General features: G+C 64.1%; 21 protein-coding genes. 7 read left to right on the forward strand and 14 right to left on the reverse strand.

What is annotated here, in order from left to right; translation table 11 throughout:
* Positions 1-37: 37 nt before the first annotated feature.
* The 5 genes from QOL68_RS07660 (at position 38) to QOL68_RS07680 (ending at position 5,610) form a co-directional block, all read left to right on the forward strand.
* A complete protein-coding gene (locus QOL68_RS07660; RefSeq protein WP_282949192.1) occupies positions 38-481 on the forward strand; it encodes a DUF305 domain-containing protein in 444 nt (147 codons plus the stop codon).
* Positions 482-641: 160 nt separating this feature from the next.
* Positions 642-1,007, forward strand: coding sequence for a DUF411 domain-containing protein (locus QOL68_RS07665; protein WP_282949191.1), 366 nt, complete (start codon positions 642-644; stop codon positions 1,005-1,007).
* 454 nt (positions 1,008-1,461) lie between these two features.
* Positions 1,462-4,164, forward strand: coding sequence for a TonB-dependent receptor domain-containing protein (locus tag QOL68_RS07670; RefSeq protein WP_282949189.1), 2,703 nt, complete (start codon positions 1,462-1,464; stop codon positions 4,162-4,164).
* A 10-nt stretch (positions 4,165-4,174) separates the two neighbouring features.
* Complete coding sequence (locus QOL68_RS07675; RefSeq protein WP_282949188.1) at positions 4,175-4,879, forward strand: PepSY domain-containing protein; 705 nt, start codon at positions 4,175-4,177, stop codon at positions 4,877-4,879.
* Positions 4,876-5,610, forward strand: coding sequence for a PepSY domain-containing protein (locus QOL68_RS07680; RefSeq protein ID WP_282949186.1), 735 nt, complete (start codon positions 4,876-4,878; stop codon positions 5,608-5,610). Before QOL68_RS07675 ends, QOL68_RS07680 begins: the two co-directional genes overlap by 4 nt.
* Before the next feature lie 10 nt (positions 5,611-5,620).
* Here the strand turns inward: QOL68_RS07680 and hutC are convergent, their stop codons facing one another.
* Genes hutC through QOL68_RS07705 form a run of 5 tightly spaced genes read right to left on the reverse strand, consistent with a single transcriptional unit; the run spans position 5,621 to position 9,093 of the window.
* A complete protein-coding gene (gene hutC / locus QOL68_RS07685) occupies positions 5,621-6,457 on the reverse strand; it encodes a histidine utilization transcriptional repressor HutC (RefSeq protein ID WP_282949184.1) in 837 nt (278 codons plus the stop codon).
* A gap of 27 nt (positions 6,458-6,484) precedes the next feature.
* Positions 6,485-7,240 (reverse strand): arsenical resistance protein ArsH, encoded by a 756-nt coding sequence (gene arsH, locus QOL68_RS07690; RefSeq protein WP_282949182.1) that lies wholly within the window; start codon positions 7,238-7,240, stop codon positions 6,485-6,487.
* A 5-nt stretch (positions 7,241-7,245) separates the two neighbouring features.
* Complete coding sequence (arsB, locus tag QOL68_RS07695; RefSeq protein WP_282949180.1) at positions 7,246-8,310, reverse strand: ACR3 family arsenite efflux transporter; 1,065 nt, start codon at positions 8,308-8,310, stop codon at positions 7,246-7,248.
* An 11-nt stretch (positions 8,311-8,321) separates the two neighbouring features.
* Complete coding sequence (gene arsC / locus QOL68_RS07700) at positions 8,322-8,750, reverse strand: arsenate reductase (glutaredoxin) (protein ID WP_282949178.1); 429 nt, start codon at positions 8,748-8,750, stop codon at positions 8,322-8,324.
* A gap of 13 nt (positions 8,751-8,763) precedes the next feature.
* Entirely contained in the window at positions 8,764-9,093 is a 330-nt protein-coding gene (locus QOL68_RS07705) for an ArsR/SmtB family transcription factor (protein WP_282949176.1), read from the reverse strand.
* Between the two features lie 175 nt (positions 9,094-9,268).
* On the opposite strand from QOL68_RS07705, the gene QOL68_RS07710 reads away from it, so the two are divergent.
* Positions 9,269-9,754 carry an arsinothricin resistance N-acetyltransferase ArsN1 family B gene (locus QOL68_RS07710; RefSeq protein WP_282949174.1) on the forward strand — a complete coding sequence of 162 codons (486 nt, stop codon included), beginning with the start codon at positions 9,269-9,271 and terminating at the stop codon, positions 9,752-9,754.
* A 125-nt stretch (positions 9,755-9,879) separates the two neighbouring features.
* On the opposite strand, the gene QOL68_RS07715 is transcribed toward QOL68_RS07710, so the two are convergent.
* From QOL68_RS07715 to nth, 8 genes are all read right to left on the reverse strand, one after another.
* Complete coding sequence (locus QOL68_RS07715) at positions 9,880-11,148, reverse strand: site-specific integrase (protein ID WP_282949172.1); 1,269 nt, start codon at positions 11,146-11,148, stop codon at positions 9,880-9,882.
* A gap of 254 nt (positions 11,149-11,402) precedes the next feature.
* Positions 11,403-12,665: a thiolase family protein gene (locus QOL68_RS07720; RefSeq protein ID WP_282949170.1), complete on the reverse strand. Its 1,263-nt coding sequence runs from the start codon at positions 12,663-12,665 to the stop codon at positions 11,403-11,405.
* A 161-nt stretch (positions 12,666-12,826) separates the two neighbouring features.
* Entirely contained in the window at positions 12,827-14,233 is a 1,407-nt protein-coding gene (locus QOL68_RS07725; RefSeq protein ID WP_282949168.1) for an efflux transporter outer membrane subunit, read from the reverse strand.
* A gap of 146 nt (positions 14,234-14,379) precedes the next feature.
* Positions 14,380-17,562, reverse strand: a complete 3,183-nt coding sequence (locus QOL68_RS07730) for an efflux RND transporter permease subunit (protein WP_282949166.1) — start codon at positions 17,560-17,562, stop codon at positions 14,380-14,382.
* A gap of 157 nt (positions 17,563-17,719) precedes the next feature.
* The gene (locus QOL68_RS07735) at positions 17,720-18,997 is read right to left on the reverse strand and encodes an efflux RND transporter periplasmic adaptor subunit (protein WP_282949164.1); all 1,278 of its coding nucleotides are present in this window, start codon (positions 18,995-18,997) and stop codon (positions 17,720-17,722) included.
* A 4-nt stretch (positions 18,998-19,001) separates the two neighbouring features.
* A complete protein-coding gene (locus QOL68_RS07740; protein ID WP_082657783.1) occupies positions 19,002-19,418 on the reverse strand; it encodes a hypothetical protein in 417 nt (138 codons plus the stop codon).
* Positions 19,419-19,778: 360 nt separating this feature from the next.
* The gene (locus QOL68_RS07745) at positions 19,779-20,390 is read right to left on the reverse strand and encodes a TetR/AcrR family transcriptional regulator (RefSeq protein ID WP_058455233.1); all 612 of its coding nucleotides are present in this window, start codon (positions 20,388-20,390) and stop codon (positions 19,779-19,781) included.
* An 81-nt stretch (positions 20,391-20,471) separates the two neighbouring features.
* A complete protein-coding gene (gene nth, locus QOL68_RS07750; RefSeq protein ID WP_282949260.1) occupies positions 20,472-21,143 on the reverse strand; it encodes an endonuclease III in 672 nt (223 codons plus the stop codon).
* Positions 21,144-21,322: 179 nt separating this feature from the next.
* Between nth and QOL68_RS07755 the strand changes: the two genes are divergently transcribed.
* A complete protein-coding gene (locus QOL68_RS07755; RefSeq protein ID WP_058455232.1) occupies positions 21,323-21,769 on the forward strand; it encodes a hypothetical protein in 447 nt (148 codons plus the stop codon).
* A gap of 66 nt (positions 21,770-21,835) precedes the next feature.
* Here the strand turns inward: QOL68_RS07755 and QOL68_RS07760 are convergent, their stop codons facing one another.
* Positions 21,836-23,002 carry a M48 family metallopeptidase gene (locus QOL68_RS07760; RefSeq protein WP_282949160.1) on the reverse strand — a complete coding sequence of 389 codons (1,167 nt, stop codon included), beginning with the start codon at positions 23,000-23,002 and terminating at the stop codon, positions 21,836-21,838.
* Positions 23,003-23,057: the final 55 nt, after the last annotated feature.

Genomic DNA, 23,057 nt, shown 5'->3' on the forward strand with positions numbered 1-23,057 from the left:
AGTTTTGCGGGGTGGCAGGACGTCGAGGAGAAATGCCATGAAACCAGCCTATCGCAGCCTCGCGCTGCAGACGATCGTCAGCGGCATCATCATGTATCTGGTGATGTTCGTCATGATCGACCGCCTCTCGAGCTTCTACAACAATCTCAACATGCTCTACATGACGCTGATGATGGTCGCACCGATGGTCGTGCTGATGATCGTCGCAATGCCGGGCATGTTTCCGTCGAGGCGTCTCAACATGGTCCTGCTGCTCGGATCGGCGCTCGCCTTCTTCGGAAGCTTCGCGCTCATCCGGACGCAGACGACGATCGGCGACACCGCCTTCTTGCGTTCGATGATCCCGCATCATTCGGGCGCCATTCTCATGTGCGAACAGGCTTCGCTCAAGGATGCTGAACTACGACGGCTCTGCAGCGACATCATCGCGGGGCAGGCGGCCGAAATCGAACAGATGAAGTCGATTCTCGCGAGGAAATGACATGAAAAGTCCGATCACCCGGCGCCATCTTTTTGGCTTGGTTGCGGCCGGGTCGGGGATGATGCTTGCGGGCTGCAATTCTTCCTCGCGGCCAACGGCAGCGGAAGAGAAGAATGGCAACGCGCGCACGCCGGTCGCCAATGCGACGAAAAGCAGGCAGATGCTCGTCTATCGCGATCCCGAATGCGGATGCTGCGAAGCGTGGGCGGATATCGCACGCAAAGCCGGTTATCAGGTGACCGTCGAGAACCGCGCGGACATGGCTGCGGTCAAGGTGCGACTTGGCGTGCCTGACCAGCTGGCGTCGTGCCACACGGCCCTCATCGGTGGCTACGCAATCGAGGGTCATGTGCCGATGCGGCATATCGCGAGACTCCTCCAGGACAAACCACGCGACATTCGCGGAATTGCCGTGCCCGGTATGCCGCGCGGCTCTCCGGGCATGGAAATGCCCGATGGCAGTGCGGACGCATTCGACGTGATGGCATTCGGCGGCGACGGCAAGATTTCTGAATTTCGCACCTAACGTCGCGCCACGGCTGACGCGGCCGCTGCTCCGACCGGTGGTATCTCCTCTCCCGCGCCGCTGCCGGGGGCGCGGGGGCTTGTGCGCAGCGCCTCGGGCCAGCGTGAACCATTCGAAATGGCCATCAGCATGAGTAGTCCGGTCTCCGGCGATTCGCGCGTCCGTCAGGAATCGTTCGCAACAGCCGCGGCGCGGGACGGCCAGCAAGCGAGAGTTGCTGTAATTTAATTACCAGAATTTGAGATATGACTACGCGCCGCAGGTGCGGGCTCGCTCCATAGGAAAAAAAATGTCTTCGACATGAGGGGAAAGTCTTTGGCGTGCGTATAAAGCATATCCGCTGCAACCAAGAGAAATGAGGCTAACTTATTGAAGTTAGCCAATTATTTCTATTGACCTGTATATACATTTGATGCTCTCTACGGTTCATAACGTAACCAAAAGGGGGTTTCGCATGTCGATCAAAAAATCATTGCTCGCGAGCGCCGCGGTGGTCGCAACTATCGCAACGCCGGTCTTCGCGCAGGAAGGAGAGGCCCCCAGGCCCGCCGCGGAGGTCAGTGATGCGGGGAGCGATATCGTCGTAACCGGCTCGCGTATCCGGCGTCAGGATCTGGCCGGTGTCGGTCCCGCCACGGTCGTTTCGGCTGAGCAGATTGAGAACACCGGTCTGGTGAATATCGAGACGGTGCTGCAGCGCCTGCCCGCCAACGCCGGCTTTGCGGGTAACCAGACCTCGGCCTATTGGGCGAACAACGGCTATGGCACCGCGCAGGTCAACCTGCGCGGTCTCGGTATCAAGCGGACGCTCGTGTTGCTCAACGGTCGTCGCCTCGTCGCGGGCGGAACCGGGGCGAACTCGTCACCCGACCTCAACATGATCCCGGTCGTCGCGCTCGCGCGCACCGATGTGCTCAAGGACGGCGCCTCCGCGATCTATGGCGCCGACGCGATGGCGGGCGTTGTCAACCTCGTGACGCGGACCGACTATGAAGGTCTCGGTCTCAGCGTTCGCCAGGGCATCACCGAAAAGGGCGACGGATCGGATTTCACCGCCGACCTGATCTGGGGCATCCGCAACGACCGCGGCGGCTTCATGGCTGCGGTAACCTATCAGAAGACCAGCGCCGTCAATATGGCGACCCGCGCACCCTGCTCGCTTGCGGAAACCACCCCCGGCACACTTGGCTGCGTCAACAGCGCCTCGACGATCGGCGGCCGCGCGGTGCTGCCGAACGGCCAGCAGATCAATTTCAACCAGGTCCTCGGCGGCAACGGCAACTTTTTCGAGCCCTACAGCGCGGCGAAGCATAATTTCAACTCGAACCCATTCCTTAACGCGGTTAGCCCGGTCGAACGTGTCAGCACGGCCTTCTTCGCTGACTATGACCTGACCGACAATATCGAGGCGTTCGGCGAATTCCTTTATACCTTCCGCAAGTCGAACCAGATTGCGACGCCGGGCACGCTGCGCAATCTGTCGATCGCGGCGAGCAACCCGACCAATCCGACCGGGCAGAACATCGTCCTCATCCAGCGGCGTCTCGCCGAGCCCGGGCCGCGCCAATTCTTTCAGGAAACCGACACCTGGCAGGGCACTTTCGGGCTGCGCGGCAAGCTGTCTAATGACTGGGGCTGGGAAGTCGCGGGCGCGTTCGGACGCAACACCGCGGTCGATGGGTCCACCAACATCGCCAATCTCGAGCGCGTCCGCAATACGATCAATACCAGCATTTGCAGCCCAGCGCCCGGCGCGGCCATTCCGTGTGGCGACTATCTCGGTTTCGGCGATCTGACCCCGGAAGTGCTCGATTATATCCTCTTCACCTCGCGCGATCGCGGCGGCAACGAGCTGGCAACAGTGACCGCCGACCTCAACGGCGACTTGTTCAAGCTGCCCGCAGGACCCGTCTCCTTCGCGGCTGGTGTGGTCTATCGCAAGGAGAAAGGCTGGCGCGATCCCGATCCGCTGACGGTGCTCGGCATTGCCAACACCAACCAGCAAAGCCCGATCTCGGGGACCAGCATCGCAAAGGAAGCCTATCTCGAGCTGTCGGTGCCTATTCTTGCCGATACGCCCTTTTTCCAAGCGCTGACGGCCGGCGGCGCGGTCCGCTATTCAAACTATGATCTGTTCGGAAGCGACTGGAACTATAAGGCCAGCCTCGACTGGGTCATCAACGACAGCTTCCGTCTGCGCGGCACCTACGGCACCGGCTTTCGTATTCCGAATGTCCCCGAACTGTTCGGCGGTGTGTCCGAAGGCAATCTTACGACGACCGATCCCTGCTCGCGCTATTCGACAAGCGGCAACGCCGGGCTGATTGCCAATTGCCAGGCATCGGGCGTCCCGGCGAACTATGTTCAGCTTGGCACGACGATCCTGACAACCGTTGGCGGCAACGAGGATCTTCAGCCCGAAAGCTCGACGACCTGGACCGTCGGGACGGTTATTTCGCCCAAGGGGCTGGTTCCCGGCCTGTCGCTGACCGCCGACTGGTTCGACATCAAGATCAAGGATGCGATCCGGGCGATTCCGGGTTCGACCAAGCTCGCCATCTGTTACGCCAGCGCCAACCTGTCGCATCCCTTCTGCGACGATTTCACGCGCAGTCCGCTGACTGGAGAGGTGACCTTCCTTTCGGCGCAGCCGATCAACACCGGACGCGAGGAGATGAACGGCCTCGATCTTGGCCTCGTCTATAATAATGACATCGGCAGCGTGAATGTCTCGCTCGACGTCAACCTGACCTACCTCAACAAATATGTCGTCCTGCCCTTTCCCGGCGGCGCGCCGATCGACTTTGACGGTTTCATCGGCGGCGGGAACGGCGGTTATCCGAAGTGGCGCGGCTATGGCGTCCTGACCGCCGAAAAGGACGGCGTCAGCGCGACCTGGTCGACGCAGTGGATCGGCAAGGCGACCGACTTCAACGCTTCGCCTGGAGAAATTGGCTACAGCACCCCCAACGTCTTCTATCACAATCTCCAGGTTGCCTTCGAGATCGACGAGAAGACGCGTTTCCAGGTCGGTGTCGACAATCTCTTCGACCGCAAGGCGCCCTACATCCAGAGCTTTACCGATGCGAACACCGACACGATGACCTATGACCTGCTTGGGCGCCGCTTCTATGTCGGCTTCCGGACGGCATTCTGAGGCTATCGTCATGGCTATCCGCTGGCCGTTGCTTGTACGGCGAACGCATAAATGGTTGGCCCTGGTGGTTGGCGTCCAGGCTTTGCTCTGGACTCTGACGGGCTTTTATATGGTGGTTGTCCATATCGACACCATACATGGCGACCATCTGGTGCGCGCGCCGGCGACCGAAGTTATCGACCTTGCCGGCCTTGCGCCGCCCTCGCGAATCGTTGCGGCCGCACCCGGCGTTTCGGAAATCCGCTTGCAGCGATTTTTCGGGTCCCCGGTATGGCGAGCCGAGACGCCGGAAGGCGCGAAACTGTTCGATGCCCGCTCAGGTGCGCCGCTGCCTGCCCTGACCGAGTCCCAGGTCCGCGAGCAGGCGCGGCGCATCTATACGGGCGAGGGCAAGATCGTTTCGGTGCAGCTGCTTGCGAAGGCGCCGCAGGAAATGCAGTCGCGCAAGCCGCCCTATTGGCAAGTCGAGTTCGAAGGCTGGAACCGTCCGACGCTCTATCTGTCGCCGCAGACGGGCGAACTCATCTCGCGCCGCCACGCCCTGTGGCGCGTCTTCGACTTCGCGTGGATGCTCCACATCATGGATTATGACGAACGGACCGACGTCAACAACCCGCTGCTCCGCGTCGCGACCTGGAGCGCCTTTGCCATGGCGCTGACGGGCGCGTGGCTGCTGATCTGGTCCTTCAAGCGCCGAAAGAAGAAGACGGCATGAAACGCATCCGGCTGACGCCGCTCTTTTTCCGCCGCATCCACAAATGGGTCGGGCTTATCCTCGGACTCCAGTTCCTGCTCTGGGCCTTGAGCGGCTCAGTCATGGCGCTTCTCGACAAAGACAAGGTTGGCGGCCACGGCGGCGGCATGTCGCATGCGCATCCCCTGCCTGCTGGCGAGTATTTCGACGTCGCTGCCTTGCCGCGCGGCGAACCTGTCACGGGAGTTCTCTTGCGCGATCTCGGCGCTCGGCCGGTCTATGAACTTCGTACGACCAAGGGCACCCGCCTCGTCGATGCCACCACCGGTAAGGATATGCGCGTTGATGAGGACATGGCGCGCGAGGTCGCGTCGATGATGAACGAGGCGCCGATCCAGAAGGTCAGCATACTCGCCAGGCCAAACCTTGAAGCGCGCGATCATGACGGGGCGATGTGGCGCGTCGACTTTGCCGATGCCGAGAACAGCAGCGCCTATGTCTCGCTCGACACCGCGCGCTTCCTCGTGATGCGCGGCGATACCTGGCGGACGTGGGACTTTTTCTGGATGCTCCACAATATGGATTATGTGAACCGGAAGAGCTTCAATCACCCGCTGATCATCTTCGTCGCCTTTGGCGCGCTATGGCTTTCCGGGACCGGCTTCTATCTGCTCTTCAAAAGCTTCAGCCGCGCCGATTTCCGATGGTTGCGCCGGCGCCGCAAGCCTGTGGTGACCCGCAGCACAGCCTGACCAGCGGCCGTCAATCGTCGATCGAAAAGGCGGCCGAGAGTTCGAAGCGCGAGCCGGGATGCGTTAGCCAGGCGTGGCTGACAAGGCGTGAGTGGCTCCATGTTCTCCGCGTCATCCGCAGCACCGGTTCACCATTCGACAGCCCCAGCATGCCGTGCGTTCGCGCATCGGGCATCTCCGCGCGGACGCGGTGCTCGACCCGTTCGAGCGGCGCGGTTTGTGTCAGATATTCGTTCGGCGTCGTCTGCGTGAAGTCCATCTTTCCATAGTCAGGGGCAGCTGACGCGAGCACAAAGCGCTCTTCGAGCTGGATCGGGAATTCCGCTTCGTGATGGACGATGATCGAGTGGAACAATTTTGTCCCGACCGGCACTTCCAAAAGCGCCGCCATTTCGGCATTGGCCCGGATCTCGTCATTCTGCACGACACGGGCACGGTAAACATGACCGCGCTCGCGTATCTCTTCCGCAATATTTCGGATTTCGATAATCTGGCCGATCGGTTTCGGCTCCGCAATAAACGACCCGCTACCGGCGCGGCGAACCAATATGCCCGCAGCCTGCAGCTCGCGGAGAGCTCGGTTCGCGGTCATGCGCGATACGTCGAACTGCTGCACCAGTTCAGCTTCCGAGGGAACACGGTCGCCGGGTTTTAAGTGGCCGTCCCGAACGGCGTCGCAAATGCTTTGCTTGATTGCCGCATAGCGTGGCGCAGCGCGGCTGTCCTTGTCCTCGGCTTCGACTGGCCGGGAACCGGCTGAACCTTTTGAATTGTTTGAACCGCTTCCGGCTGTGCGAGGGCTGAAATCCATAACCCGTCTATACAGGTTGGTGCGGGGAAATTCCAAGCGGCTGGACGGGCGAAGGAAAAAATATCATGTCCCCGGTAAACCCGCCATCTCGGCCGGCGTGATGACAGGCTCGTTGCGGTCCTTGCGCTCCGAATAGCGATCGACGAGATGGTCGGCATGGCCGCGCGTAAGCACGGTGAATCGCACAAGCTCCTCGGCAACATCGACGATCCGGTCATAATAGCTCGAGGGCAACATGCGTCCCGCCTCGTCGAACTCGGCATAGGCCTTCGCGACGCTAGACTGGTTGGGAATCGTGATCATTCGCATCCAGCGGCCGAGAATGCGCAGCGTGTTGACGCTGTTGAACGACTGCGATCCCGCAGACACCTGCATCACCGCGAGCGTGCGTCCCTGTGTCGGGCGCAGACCCTTATAGGCAAGTGGCAGATGGTCGATCTGAGCTTTCATGATGCCGGTGATCTGTCCGTGCCGCTCGGGGCTGCACCAGACGTGACCTTCCGACCAGAGCGAATGCTGGCGCAGTTCCTCGACCGCCGGATGATCGTCGTCGGCGATCAGGTCGGGCAGCGGCAGGTCCGACGGGTTGAAAATGCGCGTTTCGCAGCCGAACAGCCGGAGCAGGCGCGCGGTCTCCTCGACCACGAGCCGCGAAAATGAGCGTTCGCGAAGCGACCCATAGAGAAGGAGGATGCGCGGCGCCGGATCGAGCGGGCCAAGGCCGAGGCCGGGCTGCGACCGGATATATTCGGGGCTCAGCGCCGGAAAATGGTCGGGGTCAGCGAGCGTCCGGAGACGGGAGAAAGTCGTGGCGGACATGATGGTCAGTCTTTCGCGGGAGTGGAGGCGGGAAACCAGCGCCTGCCGAACCAGAAGGCGAGATGGACCAGCAGGATCAGCACAGGCACTTCGACCAGCGGGCCAATGACCGCTGCAAAAGCAACGGGGGATGCAAGGCCAAACGCGGAGATGGCGACGGCGATCGCCAGTTCGAAATTATTGCCCGCCGCGGTGAAGGCGATCGCGGTCGTGCGAGGATAATCGGCTTCGATCAGCTTTCCCATCCAGAAGCTGATGACGAACTGGACGACGAAATAGATGGTGAGCGGGATCGCGATCCGCACGACGTCGCCCGGAATGGTGACGATCTCGCTCCCCTTTAGGCTGAACATCGCGACGATCGTAAAGAGCAGCGCGACGAGGGTGATCGGCGCGATCCTTGGCAGGAAGCGCTTCTCGTACCAGTCATTGCCCTTGGCGCCGGCCAGTATTTTGCGGGTCAGGAAGCCAGCGAGGAACGGGATGCCGAGATAGATCAGCACCGCCTCGGCGACCGTCCAGAAGCTGACGTTGATGACGCTGCTTTCGAGCGCGAAGAGCGGCGGCAGCACGGTCAGGAAAAACCAGGCATAGACGCTGAAGAAGAGGATCTGGAAGATCGAGTTGAAGGCGACGAGCGCCGCGACATATTGATTGTCGCCCTTCGCAAGTTGGTTCCACACAATCACCATCGCGATACAGCGCGCGAGGCCGATGAGGATCAGGCCGGTCATATATTCGGGTTTGTCCGAGAGGAAGATGACCGCGAGCGCGAACATCAGCACCGGACCGATGATCCAGTTCTGGATCAGCGATATCGCGAGAACCCGCTTGTCCTCGAACACCCGCGGCAGCTCGTCGTAGCGAACGCGCGCGAGCGGCGGATACATCATCAAGATGAGGCCGATTGCGATCGGCATGTTCGTCGAGCCCCACGAGAGGCTGTCGATCGTGGCGGGAAGTCCGGTGAAGGTCGAGCCGAGCAAGACGCCCAGCGCCATCGCGAGGAATATCCACAAGGTCAGATAGCGGTCGAGAAACGACAGGCGTTCGCGCTCCGGTTGCGTCATCGAATCGTTCCTCAGGCGCCGAGGCGATTGCCGGCGTCGTCGACCACCTGTTCGCCGTCTTCCTTGGCGAAAGCGCCGCGCTGGCGTGCAGCAAGGAGGTCGAGCACCGCTTCCGACGGGCGGCAGAGCTTCACGCCGAGCGGCGAGACGACGAGCGGCCGGTTGATCAGGATCGGATGCGCCATCATCGCGTCGATCAGGGCGTCATCGTCGATGCTCTCATCGCCGAGGCCGAGTTCGGTGAAGGGCGTTCCCTTTTCGCGGAGCAGGTCGCGCGGCGAGATGCCGGCTCGCTCGATCAGCTGGACAAGCATTGGCCGCGAGGGCGGTGTCTTCAGATATTCGACGACATGGGGCTCGATGCCCGCGTTACGGATCATAGCGAGCGTATTGCGCGACGTTCCGCAGTCGGGATTATGATAGATGATAATGTCGGTCATGATCGGGTTCCCGTCAGCAGCAGGCGAGCTCGGCGAGCAGCGGCTCACACAATTCGGGGCGCCCTTGGCAGCAGTCCTTCGCGAGAAAGAGCATCAAGCCCTTCAGTGCGTCGATCTCGGCGCGCTGGATAAACTGGCGTCCGCGCTTCTCTGATTTGACCAGCCCGGCTTTGGCAAGAACCGCAAGATGAGTGGAGAATGTGCTCTGGGTCAGTCCCGAGGCATCGACAAGTTGGCCCGTCGACAGCCCTTCGGGCTCATGTTGGACCAACAAGCGGAAGGCCTCGAGCCGGGTGGGGTGTGAAAGCGCCGCGAGCGCGGCAAGGGCGGTGTCGGTGTTCATACATCGGGATTATCCGATAGGTATATGTGCGTCAAGACCCATCGGAAAAATACGATGCATATGCATGGCAGCTGCTTTGCTGTAGCGCCGCCAACACGGCGCCGGACGTGAGGCCTTGATTGCCCGGAGGTGGCAGGCCAATCTGTCCAATCTCCTATTCTGAAACGGTGAAAACATGGATGTTCGTCAAATCGTCATGGAGGACGCACCGGCAGTTCAGGCAATTTACGCACCTTACGTAGCCGGCACGACGATCTCGTTCGAGGAGGTGCCGCCCGACATCATGGAAGTTGAACGGCGCATAGCCGCCATAGTGCCGCACTATCCCTACCTCGTGGCCGAAGTGGACGGGCGGGTTGTCGGTTACGCCTACGCCTCCGAGCACAGGACCCGCGCGGCATATCGGACATCTGTCGACGTGACAGTCTATGTGGCGCCTGGCGCACAACGAAGCGGCATAGCGCGCTCCCTATATTCTCGTCTGCTCCCGGCAGCAGCAAGCTTGGGCTATCACGCCGCTTTTGCCGGCATCGCGCTGCCAAATGAGGCAAGTATCGGGCTCCACGAATCTATAGGCTTCGAGCTGGTGGGCATCTATCGTGAAGTCGGACGAAAATTTGATGCCTGGCACGATGTCGGTTGGTGGCAGCGACTGCTGTGAGCGATGCGGTGATCGCCGAAAGGCGAACGTCCGTCTCTCATGATTTGCGCCGAGAAGGACGCCGCCTATCGCCGAAGTCGATCTTCCACTTTCCCCGGTTTCAAACCAGACGTGTCATGATTGACCTAGGCAGCTAGTTGCATCGTCTGCTGTTTCTCGGCGCCGCGTGCCAGCAATCGTTCGATCTCACTGGATGTCCGCTCCACCGCCAGCTTTAGTGCTTCGTCGATATGGACATAGTCTTGCGTCACATTCTGCGAGGCATGGCCCAGCATGGCGCGAATTGTGAGTTCTGAAAATCCGAGGTCGCCGGCAACACTTCCAAACGTGTGACGAAGCGTATGCGGCGTGACACCTTTGATCCCCGCCAGGCCGCATACCCGCTTCAGGCAACCGCTGACCGCGGTAAACGGGCCTTCGCCAATCGCCGATGGAAACAAGTGCGGGTTGCCGGCAATCTCCGCCTGCGCTTCGAGCACACGGATTGCGGCGGGCCCAATCGCACGAATTTGCGCGCCGCCCTTGGTATCGGGAAACATGACATAGCCGCGATCGGAGTGCAGCCAGCTGCGGTGCATCGCTTGGCCTTCCTGACGGCGATAGCCGGTCAGGAGCAATGTGCGCAACACGCCAAGGGCGATCGGGTTTTCCCCGCCAGCTTCGGCATAGGCGATTGCCTTTCCGAGCATCTCGATCTCGGCGGCGCTCAGGCGCCGGGTCCTTTTCTTTCCGGCGAGTTTCTTGGCGCCAAGCGTCGGATGGGTTTCGAGCAGGCCCTTATGCTTGGCATGGCCGAGGATCGCCTGGAGCGTGCCGACGCAGCGACCCGCGACGCCAGGCCCACCGGTTGCCTTTCCGCCACGGCCTCCCGTCCGGGGCTTTGCAGTCTTGCCGTTCTTTACGTCGGTCTGCATCTGCTCGACGATCGCAATTGTCAGATGCTTGACGATGCGGTTGCCGATCAGTGGGCCGATATGCGTGCGGATACGGCTCTCATCCAGATCGAGCGACGATGTTTTGATGGGGACATTCTTGCGGCCGAGAATGTTCCCGGCCCGAGCCTCTTCGAGATACCAGCTGCACATCTCGGAAACCGTCATACCCTTGCGAACTTGGCGGACCTTGTCGGCGGGATCTTCTCCAACAATGACCTCAGCCAGTTTCAGTTTCGCGAGATCGCGAGCCCGGTCGACAGTCAGCACGCCAAATCGTCCGAGGTTCATACGACGCTTGATGCCCTCGGAATTTCGATACTGGACGACAAAGGTCTTGATACCCGACGCCATGATCCGAAGACCGAAGCCCTTCACCTCGGTATCCCACAGAATGACTTGTTTCGCTTTTGGCGGAACGAGGGCGTCTATGGCCCGCTTGGTCAGCTTCACTATTGGCATGCGCACCTCCTGTTGGAGACACAGCCTCGGAAATCGTCCGTGTCTCCAATGTGTCTCCAAATTCGCGGAAAAAGGGGACGACCGCAGGATACATTAGGTCGAATGGGTTTTCAATAAATTGTGCAAAAATAGTGAGATAGCGTAATATCGGAAGGTATCGAAAAGGTAGAACGGCAAGTTGCCAAGGTTGGGGTCGAGGGTTCGAATCCCTTCGCCCGCTCCAGTTTTCCGAAATCGACGAACGATCGCCGGCCTTACGGGGTGCGCAGCAGCGCCACTGTGCCGTGGCCGCCGTCGGCGCAGACGCTGACGATCGCCCATGACCCGGACGGCAGCGCCGACAGTTCCTTGACCGCCTGGCTGAGGTCGCGCGCGCCGGTCGCGGCGAAGGGGTGGCCGATCGCGACCGAGCCGCCGTTCGGGTTGACGCGGTCCCATGGGAAGGGGCCGAAGTCGAAATCGACGCCCGCGCGGTCCTTCGTCCAGCCGGGCTTTTCGAGCGCGGCGACATTGGCGAGCACCTGTGCCGCGAAGGCTTCGTGGATTTCCCACAGCGCGACGTCCTCGTAACGCAGCCCGTGCCGCGCCAGCAACCGCGGGATCGCGAAGCTCGGCGCCATCAGCAGCCCGTCGACATGATGATCGACCGCGGCGATCTCCTGATCGACCAGCTCGGCGAAGGGCGTTCCGGCGGGTAGGCGCGACAGCCCCGCCTCGGTCGCGACCCACAGCGCGGCGGCGCCGTCGGTGATCGGCGAACTGTTGCCAGCGGTCAAAGATCCCTTGTCCGACTTGTCGAAGGCGGGGGGCAGCGAGGCAAGTTTTTCGGCCGAGGTGTCGGCGCGCGGATTGGCGTCGCGCGCGAGTTCGGGGAGCGGAAGGACGAGATCGTCGAAGAAGCTGCGCTCCCATCCGGCGACCGCGCGCTGGTGGCTCTTGAGCGCCCAATCGTCCTGCGCCGCGCGGGTGATGCCCCATTCCTGCGCGGTTTCCTCCATATGGTCGCCCATCGTGCGGCCGGTGATGCGGTTCGCCCAGCCCTTGACGGGCAAGGTCAGATCGTCGGCGGTCAGCGCCTGCAAGGCGGCGATCGCGGCGGGCGGGTCGGTGCGGAACAGCTTCGTGATCCTTTTCGACGCGTCGAGCTTCAGCCCGATCGGCGGATTGCTCATCACCTCGGCGCCGCCGACAAGCGCGAGGTCGGCGCTGCCGCCAAGCATTCCGGCGGCGGCGAAGGCCGCGACCATGCTCGTCGAGCAGGCGAGGACGGCGGAGAAGGCGGGGACGGTCGGGTCGAGCTTTGCGTCGAGCCACACTTCGCGGCCGATATTGCTCCAGCCGAGGCTCGGGATCACCGTACCCCAGACGAACAGGTCGGGACGCGCGATATCGGCCATCGCCCTGGCGAGCGGGACCGACAGGCTGATCGCGTCATGGTCGGCGAGCGCGCCGCCGCCGCGTCCGAAGGGGGTGCGAAGGCCGGAGGCGACGAAGATTTTCTGGGCGTAGCGCTGCATGGTGACAAACTCCCGATGCGGATCGCGGGGCGGCGGAAGTGCCGCGCGCATCGCTTATATTGGGAAACCAATGTCGCCGGACAAGGCGCGGTCCGGGCGGATTGCCTATGCCCGCAGAAACAAAATCTGTGTCCCCGTGACGGCGGGGACACAGGGCAATATCAGCTCCGGTTCCACCGTCCGCCGAGCGCGCGGAACAGATCGACCTGCGCGTCGGCGATCCGCGCGTCGGCAAGCGCCAGCGAGGCTTCGGCCTCGGCGAAAGTGCGTTCGGCATCGAGCGCGACGAGCCCGTCGATCGCACCCTCGCGCTGCTGCGCGCGGGTGATTTTTACCGCGGTCTCGGCCTGATCGCGCGCCGCCTGCAAGGCGGTCCGCCGGTCGAGCTGGTGCGCGTAGGACGACAGCGCGGTTTCGGTTTCCTCGAGCGCGCGGAGCACCGTCCCGTCGAAGGTCGCGAGCGAGGCCTGCGTGTCGGCCTCCGCCCCGGCGATCCGTGCGCGCGCGCCTTCCTGGTTGAGGAAGTTCCAGTTGATCAGCGGGCCGAGCAGCCAGCGCAGCGGTCCGCCGCCGAACAGGTCGCCGAGCCCCGAGCTGGTCTGGCCGACCGACGCGCCGAGCGTGACTTTCGGATAGAGGTCCGATGTCGCGATCCCGATGCGCGCGGTCGAGGCGGCGAGGCGGCGCTCGGCCGCCGCCACGTCGGGGCGGCGCGCCAGCAGCGCGGCGCCGTCGCCGACCGGGATCGGCTGGTCGAGGCGCAGCGTCGACGTCCGCGCCGCCGCGATCTGCGGCAGTTCGGCGGGCGCACGGCCGGTCAGCGTCGCGAGACGGAATAGCGCGGCGTCGCGCTCGGCGGCGATCGCCGGGATGTCGGCGCGGCGCTGGTCGCGAAGCGCGGCGATGCGCGCCGTGTCGAGCTTCGTCGTCAGTCCGACCTCGGCGCGGCGCGCGGTCAGCGCGACCGACTTGTCGAGCAAGGCGACGATCCGCTCGGCGACGCCGAGCCGTTCGGCGGCCGACGCGGCATCGGCATAGGCGCGCGCGGTTTCGGCAGCGACGGTGACGCGCACCGCCTCGGCATCGGCCTCGGCGGCAGCGACATCGCCGCGCGCCGCCTCGATCCCGCGCGACACGCGGCCGAACAGGTCGACCTCATAGCCGACGGTCAGCCCGGCATCGACCTGCCAGCCGGTGCGGTCGGCGCCGGGCGGAACCTGACCCTCGCTGACGCGGCCATAGGTCGCACCCGCGCTGAGGTTGGTCGAGGGCAGGCGGTCGCCGCGGACTTCGCGCAAGGACGCGCGCGCCTTGGCGATCCGCGCCACCGCGACGCGGACGTCGGTGTTCGCCGCGAGCGCGTCGGCGACCAGGCCGTCGAGCACCGGATCCTTGTACAGCCGCCACCATTCGGCATCGGCGGCAGCGGTACTGGTGACCCCGGCCTTGGTCGAGAGGAAGGGGCCGGACGCCGTCACAGGGGGAGTGGGCGCGACGAAGTCCGGCCCGACCGCGCACGCCGAAAGCGTCAGCGCGGATACGGTGATGAGAAGCGAACGAAGAAGCATTGGAGGTCTCCTGAAACTCTGCCTTCAAAAGAAAGCGGTGTGTTCCCGCGAAGGCGGGAGCCCATCTCGGGCCGGTGCTATTTTGAACCGATCGGTGATGGGTCCCCGCCTTCGCGGGGACACACGGATATTGGCCATGACCCTATCTATTCCGCCGGCTGCAGCGCGGGATCGGCGGCGCCGCCGCGGCCACGCAGGGTCGCGAGACGGTCGCCGAGTGCACGGCAGACGACATAGAAGGTGGGGGTGAAGAGCAGGCCGAACGCCGTCACGCCGATCATCCCGAAGAAGACCGCGGTGCCGAGCGCCTGGCGCAGCTCCGCGCCCGCGCCGCTGGCGATGAGGAGCGGCACGGCGCCGAGGATGAAGGCGAAGCTCGTCATCAGGATCGGACGCAGGCGGTCGCGCGCGGCGCGCACCGCGGCTTCGACCGGCGACAGCCCGTCCTGTTCCTCGGCTTGGCGTGCGAATTCGACGATCAGGATCGCATTTTTCGCCGCGAGCGCGATGAGGACGACGAGCCCGATCTGCGTCAGGACATTATTGTCCATGCCGCGCAGATTGACGCCGACCATTGCCGCGAACAGACACATCGGCACGATCAGGATGATCGACAGCGGAAGCGTCAGGCTTTCGTACTGTGCCGCGAGGACGAGGAAGACGAACACCACCGCCAGCGCGAAGACGAGCGCCGCCGTGCTGCCCGCCGCCTTCTGCTGATAGGCGATGCCGGTCCATTCGGTGCCGTAGCCCGCGGGCAGATTGTCGGCCGCCAGCTTCTCCATCGTCGTCAGCGACGCGCCCGACGAATATCCCGGCGCGGTGTCGCCATCGACCTCGACCGCGGGGTAGAGGTTGTAGCGGACGACGCGGTACGGACCGGTCTTGTCCTTGAAGGTCGCGACCGACCCGATCGGCACCATTTCGCCGGTGTTCGAGCGGGTCTGTAGGTTGGCGATGTCGGCAACCGACTGGCGGAACGGCGCATCGGCCTGTGCGGTCACGCGATAGGTGCGGCCGAGCAGGTTGAAGTCGTTGACGAACGCCGACCCCAGATAGACCTGCAGCGTCTCGAACACGCGTTCAGGAGGCACGCCGAGCAGGTTCGCCTTGGCGCGGTCGATATCGGCATAGACGCGCGGGCTGCCGGTGTCGAAGAAGGTGAAGACCTGCGCCAGACCCGGGGTCTGATTGGCCTTACCGATCAGTTTGCCCGATTCCTCGGCCAGCTTCTGATAGCCATGACCGCCGCGGTCCTGCACCATCATCCGGTAGCCGCCGGCCGAGCCGATACCCTGGATGAGCGGCGGCGGGATCACGATCACGCGCGCTTCGGTGATGTCGGCGACGTCGGCGCGCGCTTCGTTCATGATCTCGTCGAAGCTGACGCCGAGTTTCTTGCGCTCCTCAAAACTCTTGAGCGGGAAATAGGCCGCGGCGGCGTTCGGGGCGAGCGTCTGCGACGGCCCGTCGAAGCCCGCGAGCATCACCGAACCCAGGATGCCCTTGTTCGGCAGGATGCGCTCGGCGACCTTGCGCAGCGCCGCGTCGGTGCGTTCGACCGAGGCGCCGGGGGGCAGCTGGACGACCGCGAGGAAATAGCCCTGATCCTGCGCCGGGATGAAGCCCGTCGGCGTTGCCCAGAACAGGCCCGCCGTGGCGGCGATCAGGCCGCCATAGGTGATCATCATCCGCTTCGGACGCCGGACGAGGCGATCGGTGAGCGACGCATAGGCCGTGCTCATCTTCTCGAACGCCGCGTTGAAGGCGTCACCGGCGCGCTGTAGCAGCTCGCGGATGCGCGAGGGTTTGGCGGGCGCGGCGTGCGGCTTCAGCAGGATCGCGGCGAGCGCGGGCGACAGCGTCAGCGAGACGATCAGCGAGATGATCGTCGCGGTCGAGATCGTCACCGCGAACTGCTGGTAGAAGGCGCCCGACAGCCCGGTCAGGAACAATGTCGGCACAAAGACCGCGCAGAGCACGAGGACGATCGCGACGAGCGCGCCCGACACTTCGTCCATCGAGGTTTGCGCGGCCGTCAGCGATGACAGCCCGCGTTCGAGGTTGCGTTCGACATTCTCGACCACGACGATCGCGTCGTCGACGACGATGCCGATCGCGAGCACGAGCCCGAAGAGCGAGAGGTTGTTGAGGCTGTAGCCGAACGCCGCGAGTACCGTGAAGGTGCCGACGAGCGAGATCGGAATCGCGACGATCGGGATCACCGCGGCGCGCCATTTCTGGAGGAAGACCAGGATCACGATAACGACGAGCACCATCGCTTCGAGCAGCGTGTCCTTCACCGCGTCGATCGACTGCTCGATGAATTTGGTGGGGTTATAGATGACGCGATATTCGAGGCCCTTGGGGAAAGTCTTCGACGCGGCTTCCATCTCGGTCTCGATCGCCTTGGCGGCTTCGAGCGCGTTCGATCCCGGGCGCTGGAACGCCGCGAGGATCACCGTCGGGTCGCCCGACAGATAGGTGTTGCTGTTGTAGTCCGACGCGCCGAGCTCGACGCGCGCGACGTCGGCGACGCGCACCTGCCGCCCGTCGGCGTCGGTGCGGATCACGACGTCGGCGAACTGCTGCGGGTCGGCAAGGCGGCCCTGCGTCTCGACGTTGAGCTGATAGGCGTTGCCGCTCGCATAAGGCGGCTGGCCGAGCGAGCCCGCCGCGACCTGCACATTCTGCGCGCGCAGCGCCGCGACGATCTCGCCCGCGGTCAGGTTGAGCGCCGTGGCGCGCGTCGGGTCGATCCACACGCGCATCGCATAGTCGCGCGCGCCGAACAGGCGGACGTCACCGACCCCGTCGATGCGGCTCAGCCGGTCCTTGAGCTGGGTCAGCGCATAGTTGGACAGGTACGAGCGATCGAGCGACTTGTCGGGCGAGACGAGGTTCACGACCATCAGGAAGTCGGGCGAGGTCTTGCGCGTCACGACGCCGAGACGCTGCACCTCTTCGGGCAGGCGCGGTACCGCGATCGCGACGCGGTTCTGGACCAGCACCTGCGCGGCGTCGAGGTCGGTGCCGATCTTGAAGGTCACGGTGATCGTCACCGTCCCGTCGCCGGTCGACTGGCTCGACTGGTAGAGCATGTTGTCGACGCCGTTGATTTCCTGCTCGATCGGCGTCGCCACCGTCTCGGCGACGGTCTCGGCCGACGCGCCGGGGTAGTTGGCGGTGACCGTGACCGTCGGCGGGACGATGTCGGGATATTGCGAGACGGGCAGCGACCAATAGGCGATCGCGCCGACGAGGGTGATGATCACCGCGATGACCGCGGCAAAGATCGGGCGCATGATGAAAAAGCGCGAAAGACGCATGACGGGCTCCCCGGACTGGAGGATCGAATTTCCAATTATCCCCCTCCCGCTTGCGGGAGGGGCAGCGAGCCCCGGACTTGATCCGGGGCGCAGCGGGGAGGGCATCGGACGGGCAGACCCTCCCCAAACCCCTCCCGGAAGGGAGGGGCCTTCAGGCTCAGCGCGCGAAGGTCGCTTCGCCGACCAGCGCGGTGCTCGGCGGCGCGGCGGTCGCGGCAACCGGCGCGATCTTGCCGACGCGCGTCTGGACCTTGGTCCCGGGTTGCGCGAGCTGCGTCCCGACGATCACGACGCGGTCGGTCGGCGTGACGCCGCCGCGCACGACGCGCAGGCCGTCGACGACGGGGCCGAGCTTGACCTCGCGTGCCGCGACCTGACCGTCCTTGCCGACCACCAGCAGCGTCTTGCGCGCCTGATCGGTCTGGATCGCCGCGTCGGGGACGAGCAGCGCGCGTTCTTTGGCGCCGCTCGACAGGCGCATGTTGCCGAACATGCCGGGCGACAGGAACAGGTCGGGATTCGCGATCACGGCGCGGCCGCGGATCGTGCCCGAACGCGGGTCGATGCCATTGTCGGTGAAGTCGAGCTTGCCGGTGCGGCTGTAAGTCGCCTCGTCCTGCAGCTTGACCTGCACCTCTGTCCCGCTGGCGCCCTCTTCCTGCGCGCGCTTCGCTTTCAGGAACAGGCCTTCGGAGCCGTTGAAGCTGAAATAGATCGGGTCGAGCGCGTTGATTGTCGTCAGCAGGCTGCCAGCACTGCCTTCGCCCGCGGCGACGAGGTTGCCCGCATCGACGCGGCGGTCCGAGATGCGGCCGTTGATCGGTGCGCGGACCTGCGTGAACTCCATGTCGAGCGCGCGCGAGCGGACCCGCGCTTCGGCGGCCGCGAGGCTCGCCGAGGCGGCGCGCACCCGGGCGTTCAGCTGGTCGAGATCGCTCTGCGACACCGCCTCATCGGCGACCAGCCGGTTGGCGCGGGCGAGATTGGTCTGCGCCAGCGCCAAGTCGCTGCGCGCGCTCGCAGCTTCGGCGCGCGCTTCGGCGAGCGCGGCGGCGAAGGGGCGCGGATCGATCGTGAAGAGCAGCTGGCCCTTGCGGACGATCTGGCCGTCGGTGAAGTGGACGCCGGTGAGCTGGCCCGAGACGCGCGGGCGTACCTCGACCGAATTCACCGCCTCGAAGCGGCCGACATAATCGTCCCACTCGTTGATGTCGCGCACCAGCGGCGCGGCGACGGTGACGACCGGAACCGGCGGTGCGGCGTTCGCCGGCGCCTCGCGATGGGTCAGACCCCAGCCGGCGGCGACAAGCAGGAGGGCGGGCAGGCCATATTTCAGGCCGCGGCTGCGCCAGCGATGCCTGGCGGCGTCATTCGGGGCGGGGACGAGGGCGGCTTCTGCCGTCTCCTCGCCCTTGATGGGGGAGAGCATGTTCATGGGATTACTTTCGGAAAAGGCGGGCGACGTGCACTTCGGCGACGCGCTTGCCGAGCAGTTCATAATGATCGGCGTTGAAACCCGCGGCGAAGAAGGCCTGGATTTCACGCTTCGGTACCGAATAGCTGTGGTGCCAGGTCAGCACCGCCATGCGGCGCAGCGCCTCGAGCTTCGGGTCGGCGAGGCGGCGGTTGAAGCTCTCGCCGAAGATATGGCCGAGGAATTTCTGGAAGCGCCCGGGTTCGCGCAGGCTCGAAGGCCGGTCGTGACGCGCGAGCATCACGACCGACCACTCGAGCGCCGAAAAGCCGGCGGGAATATCGGCTTTCGGCGCCGCGGGGGACAGCGCGGGGGCGGAAGGGGTGGGGTTTGCAGCGGCGATGGCGGCGGCGAACCCGTCGTTCAGTGCAAGATAGGCCATGGGTCGATCCTCCTGGAGATGAAGGTTTTATCGGGGGTGCCGGGCGCGAGGGGGCGCGAACCCCGGGGACACTTGCGCCCGGCGAGGGGAGATTCTGGACAAGGGAAGCCGCGTGCCGCCCGGCGGGCGTCAGCGCGAAATTCCGGAAAAAATTAGGGTAGGGCTAGCGGACTAGTCCCGGGTGCAGTCGCAGTGGCTCATCGGCGTTTCCCTTCGCGTCTGGCGGCGGGGCAGGAGCGCCCTGACCATCTGTACTAAGCGGTATATAAACCCGCCGTTCATCTTGTCAAGGAGTTTTGTACCGATCGGTATCGAAAAATTTCGGGCCGGCGATGTTTTTCTTTCGCCGGCCGACCGGCCTTATTTGCTCGGCCACAGCGCCAGGCTGGTGTCGACCAGCCGCTCGAGCTCGGCGCGCGTCGCCCCGGCCCCTGCCTGCACCGTGATTCCCTGCAGGATCGCGTAGAGAAAGCTCGTCAGCCCCTCGGCGTCGATGTGCGCGGGCAGGTCGCCTTCGCGCTTCGCCTGTTCGAACCGCTCGACCAGCGCCCGCTGCGACGAAGCACGGCGGCGGATCACATCGGCCTTGATCGACTCGGCCTCGGGGCTGCACGCGAGCGAACTCATCAGGCCCATGCAGCCGTGCGGCTCGCCTTCGGCGGCGTGCACGTCGACCCCGCCGCGCAGATAATATTCCGCGACCTTGCGCGCCGTCGGCTGCTGGAGCGCGGCGCGCGTATATTCGAGCTTTTCCGCCTCATAGAGATCCAGCGCCTTGTGAAACAAGGCTTCCTTGTTCCCGAAGGCGGCATAGAGGCTGGGCTTGGTGATGCCCATCGCCTCGGTAAGGTCGGTCATCGACGCGCCGTCATAGCCCTTCGCCCAGAAGACGTGCAGGGCTTCTGCCAACGCCTTGTCGACGCAGAACTCACGCGGACGTCCCTTGACGGGGGGGGCAATTGTGCTTTCCATAACGGGCGGTATATAATGACGGACGCGAGAATGTCTAGGGGCTGAACCCGGGGGAGCGGTCCGCGCTCCTTTCGATGACGTTCAGGGCTTGGCTGCCGTCTTCGCTTTCTTCGCGCCAGGCTTGGGGGTTTTCGGCTTGTAGCGGCAGAGATCCTCGACAGGGCAGCGCCAGCATTCGGGGGTGCGCGCCTTGCAGATGTAGCGGCCGTGGAGGATCAGCCAGTGGTGCGCGCCGACCCGGAACGGCTCCGGCGTGTCCTTGTCGAGTTTCCTTTCGACCGCAAGCACCGTCTTGCCGGGCGCAAGGCCCGTGCGGTTGCCGACGCGGAAGATATGTGTGTCGACCGCGAAGGTCTCGGCTCCGAAGGCGCAGTTCATCACGACATTGGCGGTCTTGCGCCCGACGCCGGGCAGTTCGACGAGCGTGTCGCGGTCGGCGGGCACCTCCCCGCCAAAATCGCGGACGAGAATTTCGCTGAGCGCGATGACATTCTTCGCCTTGGCGTTGAACAGCCCGATCGTCTTGATGTGCTGCTTGAGCCCCTCCTCGCCGAGGGCGAGCATTTGCTCGGGAGTCTTCACCTCCTCGAACAGCCGCCGCGTCGCCTTGTTCACCCCGACATCGGTCGCCTGCGCCGAAAGCACCACCGCGACGAGCAGCTGGTAGATATTGCCGAATTCCAGCTCGGTCTCCGGGCTGGGGTTCAGCTCGGCGAGGCGGCGGTAGAATTCGAAGATATCGGCCCTTTTGATAGCCCCGCGCTCCCGCCCCAACTACCCCGAATGGGCTATTTGACTCGCCCATAGCGAAGATACAAGGTCCGTCCACTCCGAAGGCGAGTCGTCAGATCGATTGCTTCGGGTGAGTTCGTTGTCGGGGTACGCCGGACAAGGGGGTCCGGGGATCCTCACCCGGCCTGGAGGGCAGATCAATGACCGGAAAATGGAAAGCGGCCGTGCTGGCCGCGCTGCTGTCGTGCGCCGCGACGGCGCCTGTCGCAGCGCAGGATTTCCCGCTCGTCTCGGGCGATTTTACCGAGGTCTCGATGATCAAGATCGCCGACGGCGGCGAGATGGACTATGCCAATTATCTGGCGGACAAATGGAGGAAATCGCAGGAATTCGCCAAGTCGAAGGGCTGGATCACCGGCTACGCCGTCTATTCCAATTTCAATTCGCGGCCGGGCGAAGCCGATCTGTTGCTGGCCGTATCCTTTCCGAGCCTGCCCGATGCGGCCGAAGAGGAAAAGCGCGACGCGGCGTACCGCGCCTATATGCAGCGCAGCGATGCGCAACTCGTCGCCGAATCGGGGGATCGCGCGAAATATCGCACGGTGCTGGGCAGCTACCTGATCCGCGAGCTCAAGTTCAGGAAATGATCGCGCGGACGGCGGGCCGGGTCGCCCGCCGCCCCCGCCGCGCCCCGCCGCCTTCTTCGCGACGCCTCATTTGTCCGCGGGCGGATGCGCTGCCTTCCACTCCATCGCCGCGCGCACGCGCCGTTCGACCGAAGGGTGCGAATAGAAGACGAACTCCTCGACCGCGTTCGGGCGCGGGCTGCGATATTCGGCGGTCTTGACCAGCGCGCTGGCGAGCGCGTCGGGCAGGTTCACCGTCTGCAGCGAATAGGCGTCGGCCGCGCTTTCGTCGGTGCGCGACAGCGTGTTCAGCACCGGCTGCGCGAGGAAGGCGAAGAGCGAGAGGAGGAACATCAGCACCGGAAAACCGCGCGGATCGCCGATCCCCGCATCGCTGCCGAACGCACGCGCGACGCGCGGAAAGAGCCGGTCGGCGAGGAAGAAGAGCAGCACCGCGAGCAACGAAAAGACGATGACGATGATCCACACGTGACCGAGGACATAATGGCCGATTTCGTGCCCTGTTACTGCCTTCACCTCGTCGAGCGAGGCGCCCTTCAGCGCCACGTCCGAAATCGCGATGCGGGCCGAATGGCCGAGCCCCGAGACATTGGCGGTGAAATTGTTCGACTGGCGCGAGCCGTCGAACATGTAGATGCGGTCGGGGTCGATCCCCGCCTCCTTCGCCTGGACGACCAGCGCATCGCGCACCGGCCCCGCGGGCACCGGCTTGTAATCGTTGAACAGCGGTTCGATCACGACCGGTGCGAGCAGCAGGATCAGCGAAATCGCGGCGGCGGCGAGCCCGCCCGACCAGATCCACCAGCGCTTCCCCGCGCGCCGGATCAGCGCATAGATGCCGAGGAAGAAGAGCGCGCCTAGCAGAACCCCGATGACCAAGCTGATGGCGCCCTGCCCCAGATAATCGCCGAGCGGCTGGCTGGTGCGGCCATAGGCGGTTTCGCGCCACCAGCCGGTGTAGAGATCCCACGGCAGCGTGACGATCGCCGAAAGCAGCAGGAAGGCGGCGCAGACAAGGAAGGTGCGGAGCGCGAAACCGCGCTTGCCCAGCTTTGCGTCGATCCGGTCGAGGATGCGCAAGCGCACGAAAAGATATGTGACCAGCCCCGCGACGACAACACCCCAGAAACTCAGCCATTCGCTGCCATGGGTATAATTGGCGGCCTTGGCGAGCGCCTCGGGACCGAGCGCGTCGATATAGGCCTTGGTCGCGGCGGCGGGATCGAAACTCATGGCGGTCCTCCAGCTGTGTTGTTTCTATAGAACACAGGGAGAGGCGGCGTGCAAG

The organism is Sphingopyxis sp. Geo25, assembly GCF_949769135.1.
Lineage (GTDB): Bacteria > Pseudomonadota > Alphaproteobacteria > Sphingomonadales > Sphingomonadaceae > Sphingopyxis.

Coding starts and splice junctions, on each gene's coding strand:
- QOL68_RS07735 (WP_282949164.1), bottom strand. CDS start 18,997: ATGAACATGCTCTCCCCCATCAAGGGCGAGGAGACGGCAGAAGCCGCC.
- QOL68_RS07705 (WP_282949176.1), bottom strand. CDS start 9,093: ATGAACACCGACACCGCCCTTGCCGCGCTCGCGGCGCTTTCACACCCC.
- QOL68_RS07715 (WP_282949172.1), bottom strand. CDS start 11,148: ATGCCAATAGTGAAGCTGACCAAGCGGGCCATAGACGCCCTCGTTCCG.
- QOL68_RS07660 (WP_282949192.1), top strand. CDS start 38: ATGAAACCAGCCTATCGCAGCCTCGCGCTGCAGACGATCGTCAGCGGC.
- QOL68_RS07760 (WP_282949160.1), bottom strand. CDS start 23,002: ATGAGTTTCGATCCCGCCGCCGCGACCAAGGCCTATATCGACGCGCTC.
- QOL68_RS07675 (WP_282949188.1), top strand. CDS start 4,175: ATGGCTATCCGCTGGCCGTTGCTTGTACGGCGAACGCATAAATGGTTG.
- QOL68_RS07740 (WP_082657783.1), bottom strand. CDS start 19,418: ATGGCCTATCTTGCACTGAACGACGGGTTCGCCGCCGCCATCGCCGCT.
- QOL68_RS07725 (WP_282949168.1), bottom strand. CDS start 14,233: ATGCTTCTTCGTTCGCTTCTCATCACCGTATCCGCGCTGACGCTTTCG.
- arsH (WP_282949182.1), bottom strand. CDS start 7,240: ATGTCCGCCACGACTTTCTCCCGTCTCCGGACGCTCGCTGACCCCGAC.
- QOL68_RS07755 (WP_058455232.1), top strand. CDS start 21,323: ATGACCGGAAAATGGAAAGCGGCCGTGCTGGCCGCGCTGCTGTCGTGC.
- QOL68_RS07665 (WP_282949191.1), top strand. CDS start 642: ATGCTCGTCTATCGCGATCCCGAATGCGGATGCTGCGAAGCGTGGGCG.
- QOL68_RS07680 (WP_282949186.1), top strand. CDS start 4,876: ATGAAACGCATCCGGCTGACGCCGCTCTTTTTCCGCCGCATCCACAAA.
- QOL68_RS07730 (WP_282949166.1), bottom strand. CDS start 17,562: ATGCGTCTTTCGCGCTTTTTCATCATGCGCCCGATCTTTGCCGCGGTC.
- arsC (WP_282949178.1), bottom strand. CDS start 8,750: ATGACCGACATTATCATCTATCATAATCCCGACTGCGGAACGTCGCGC.
- arsB (WP_282949180.1), bottom strand. CDS start 8,310: ATGACGCAACCGGAGCGCGAACGCCTGTCGTTTCTCGACCGCTATCTG.
- QOL68_RS07720 (WP_282949170.1), bottom strand. CDS start 12,665: ATGCAGCGCTACGCCCAGAAAATCTTCGTCGCCTCCGGCCTTCGCACC.
- QOL68_RS07670 (WP_282949189.1), top strand. CDS start 1,462: ATGTCGATCAAAAAATCATTGCTCGCGAGCGCCGCGGTGGTCGCAACT.
- QOL68_RS07710 (WP_282949174.1), top strand. CDS start 9,269: ATGGATGTTCGTCAAATCGTCATGGAGGACGCACCGGCAGTTCAGGCA.
- QOL68_RS07745 (WP_058455233.1), bottom strand. CDS start 20,390: ATGGAAAGCACAATTGCCCCCCCCGTCAAGGGACGTCCGCGTGAGTTC.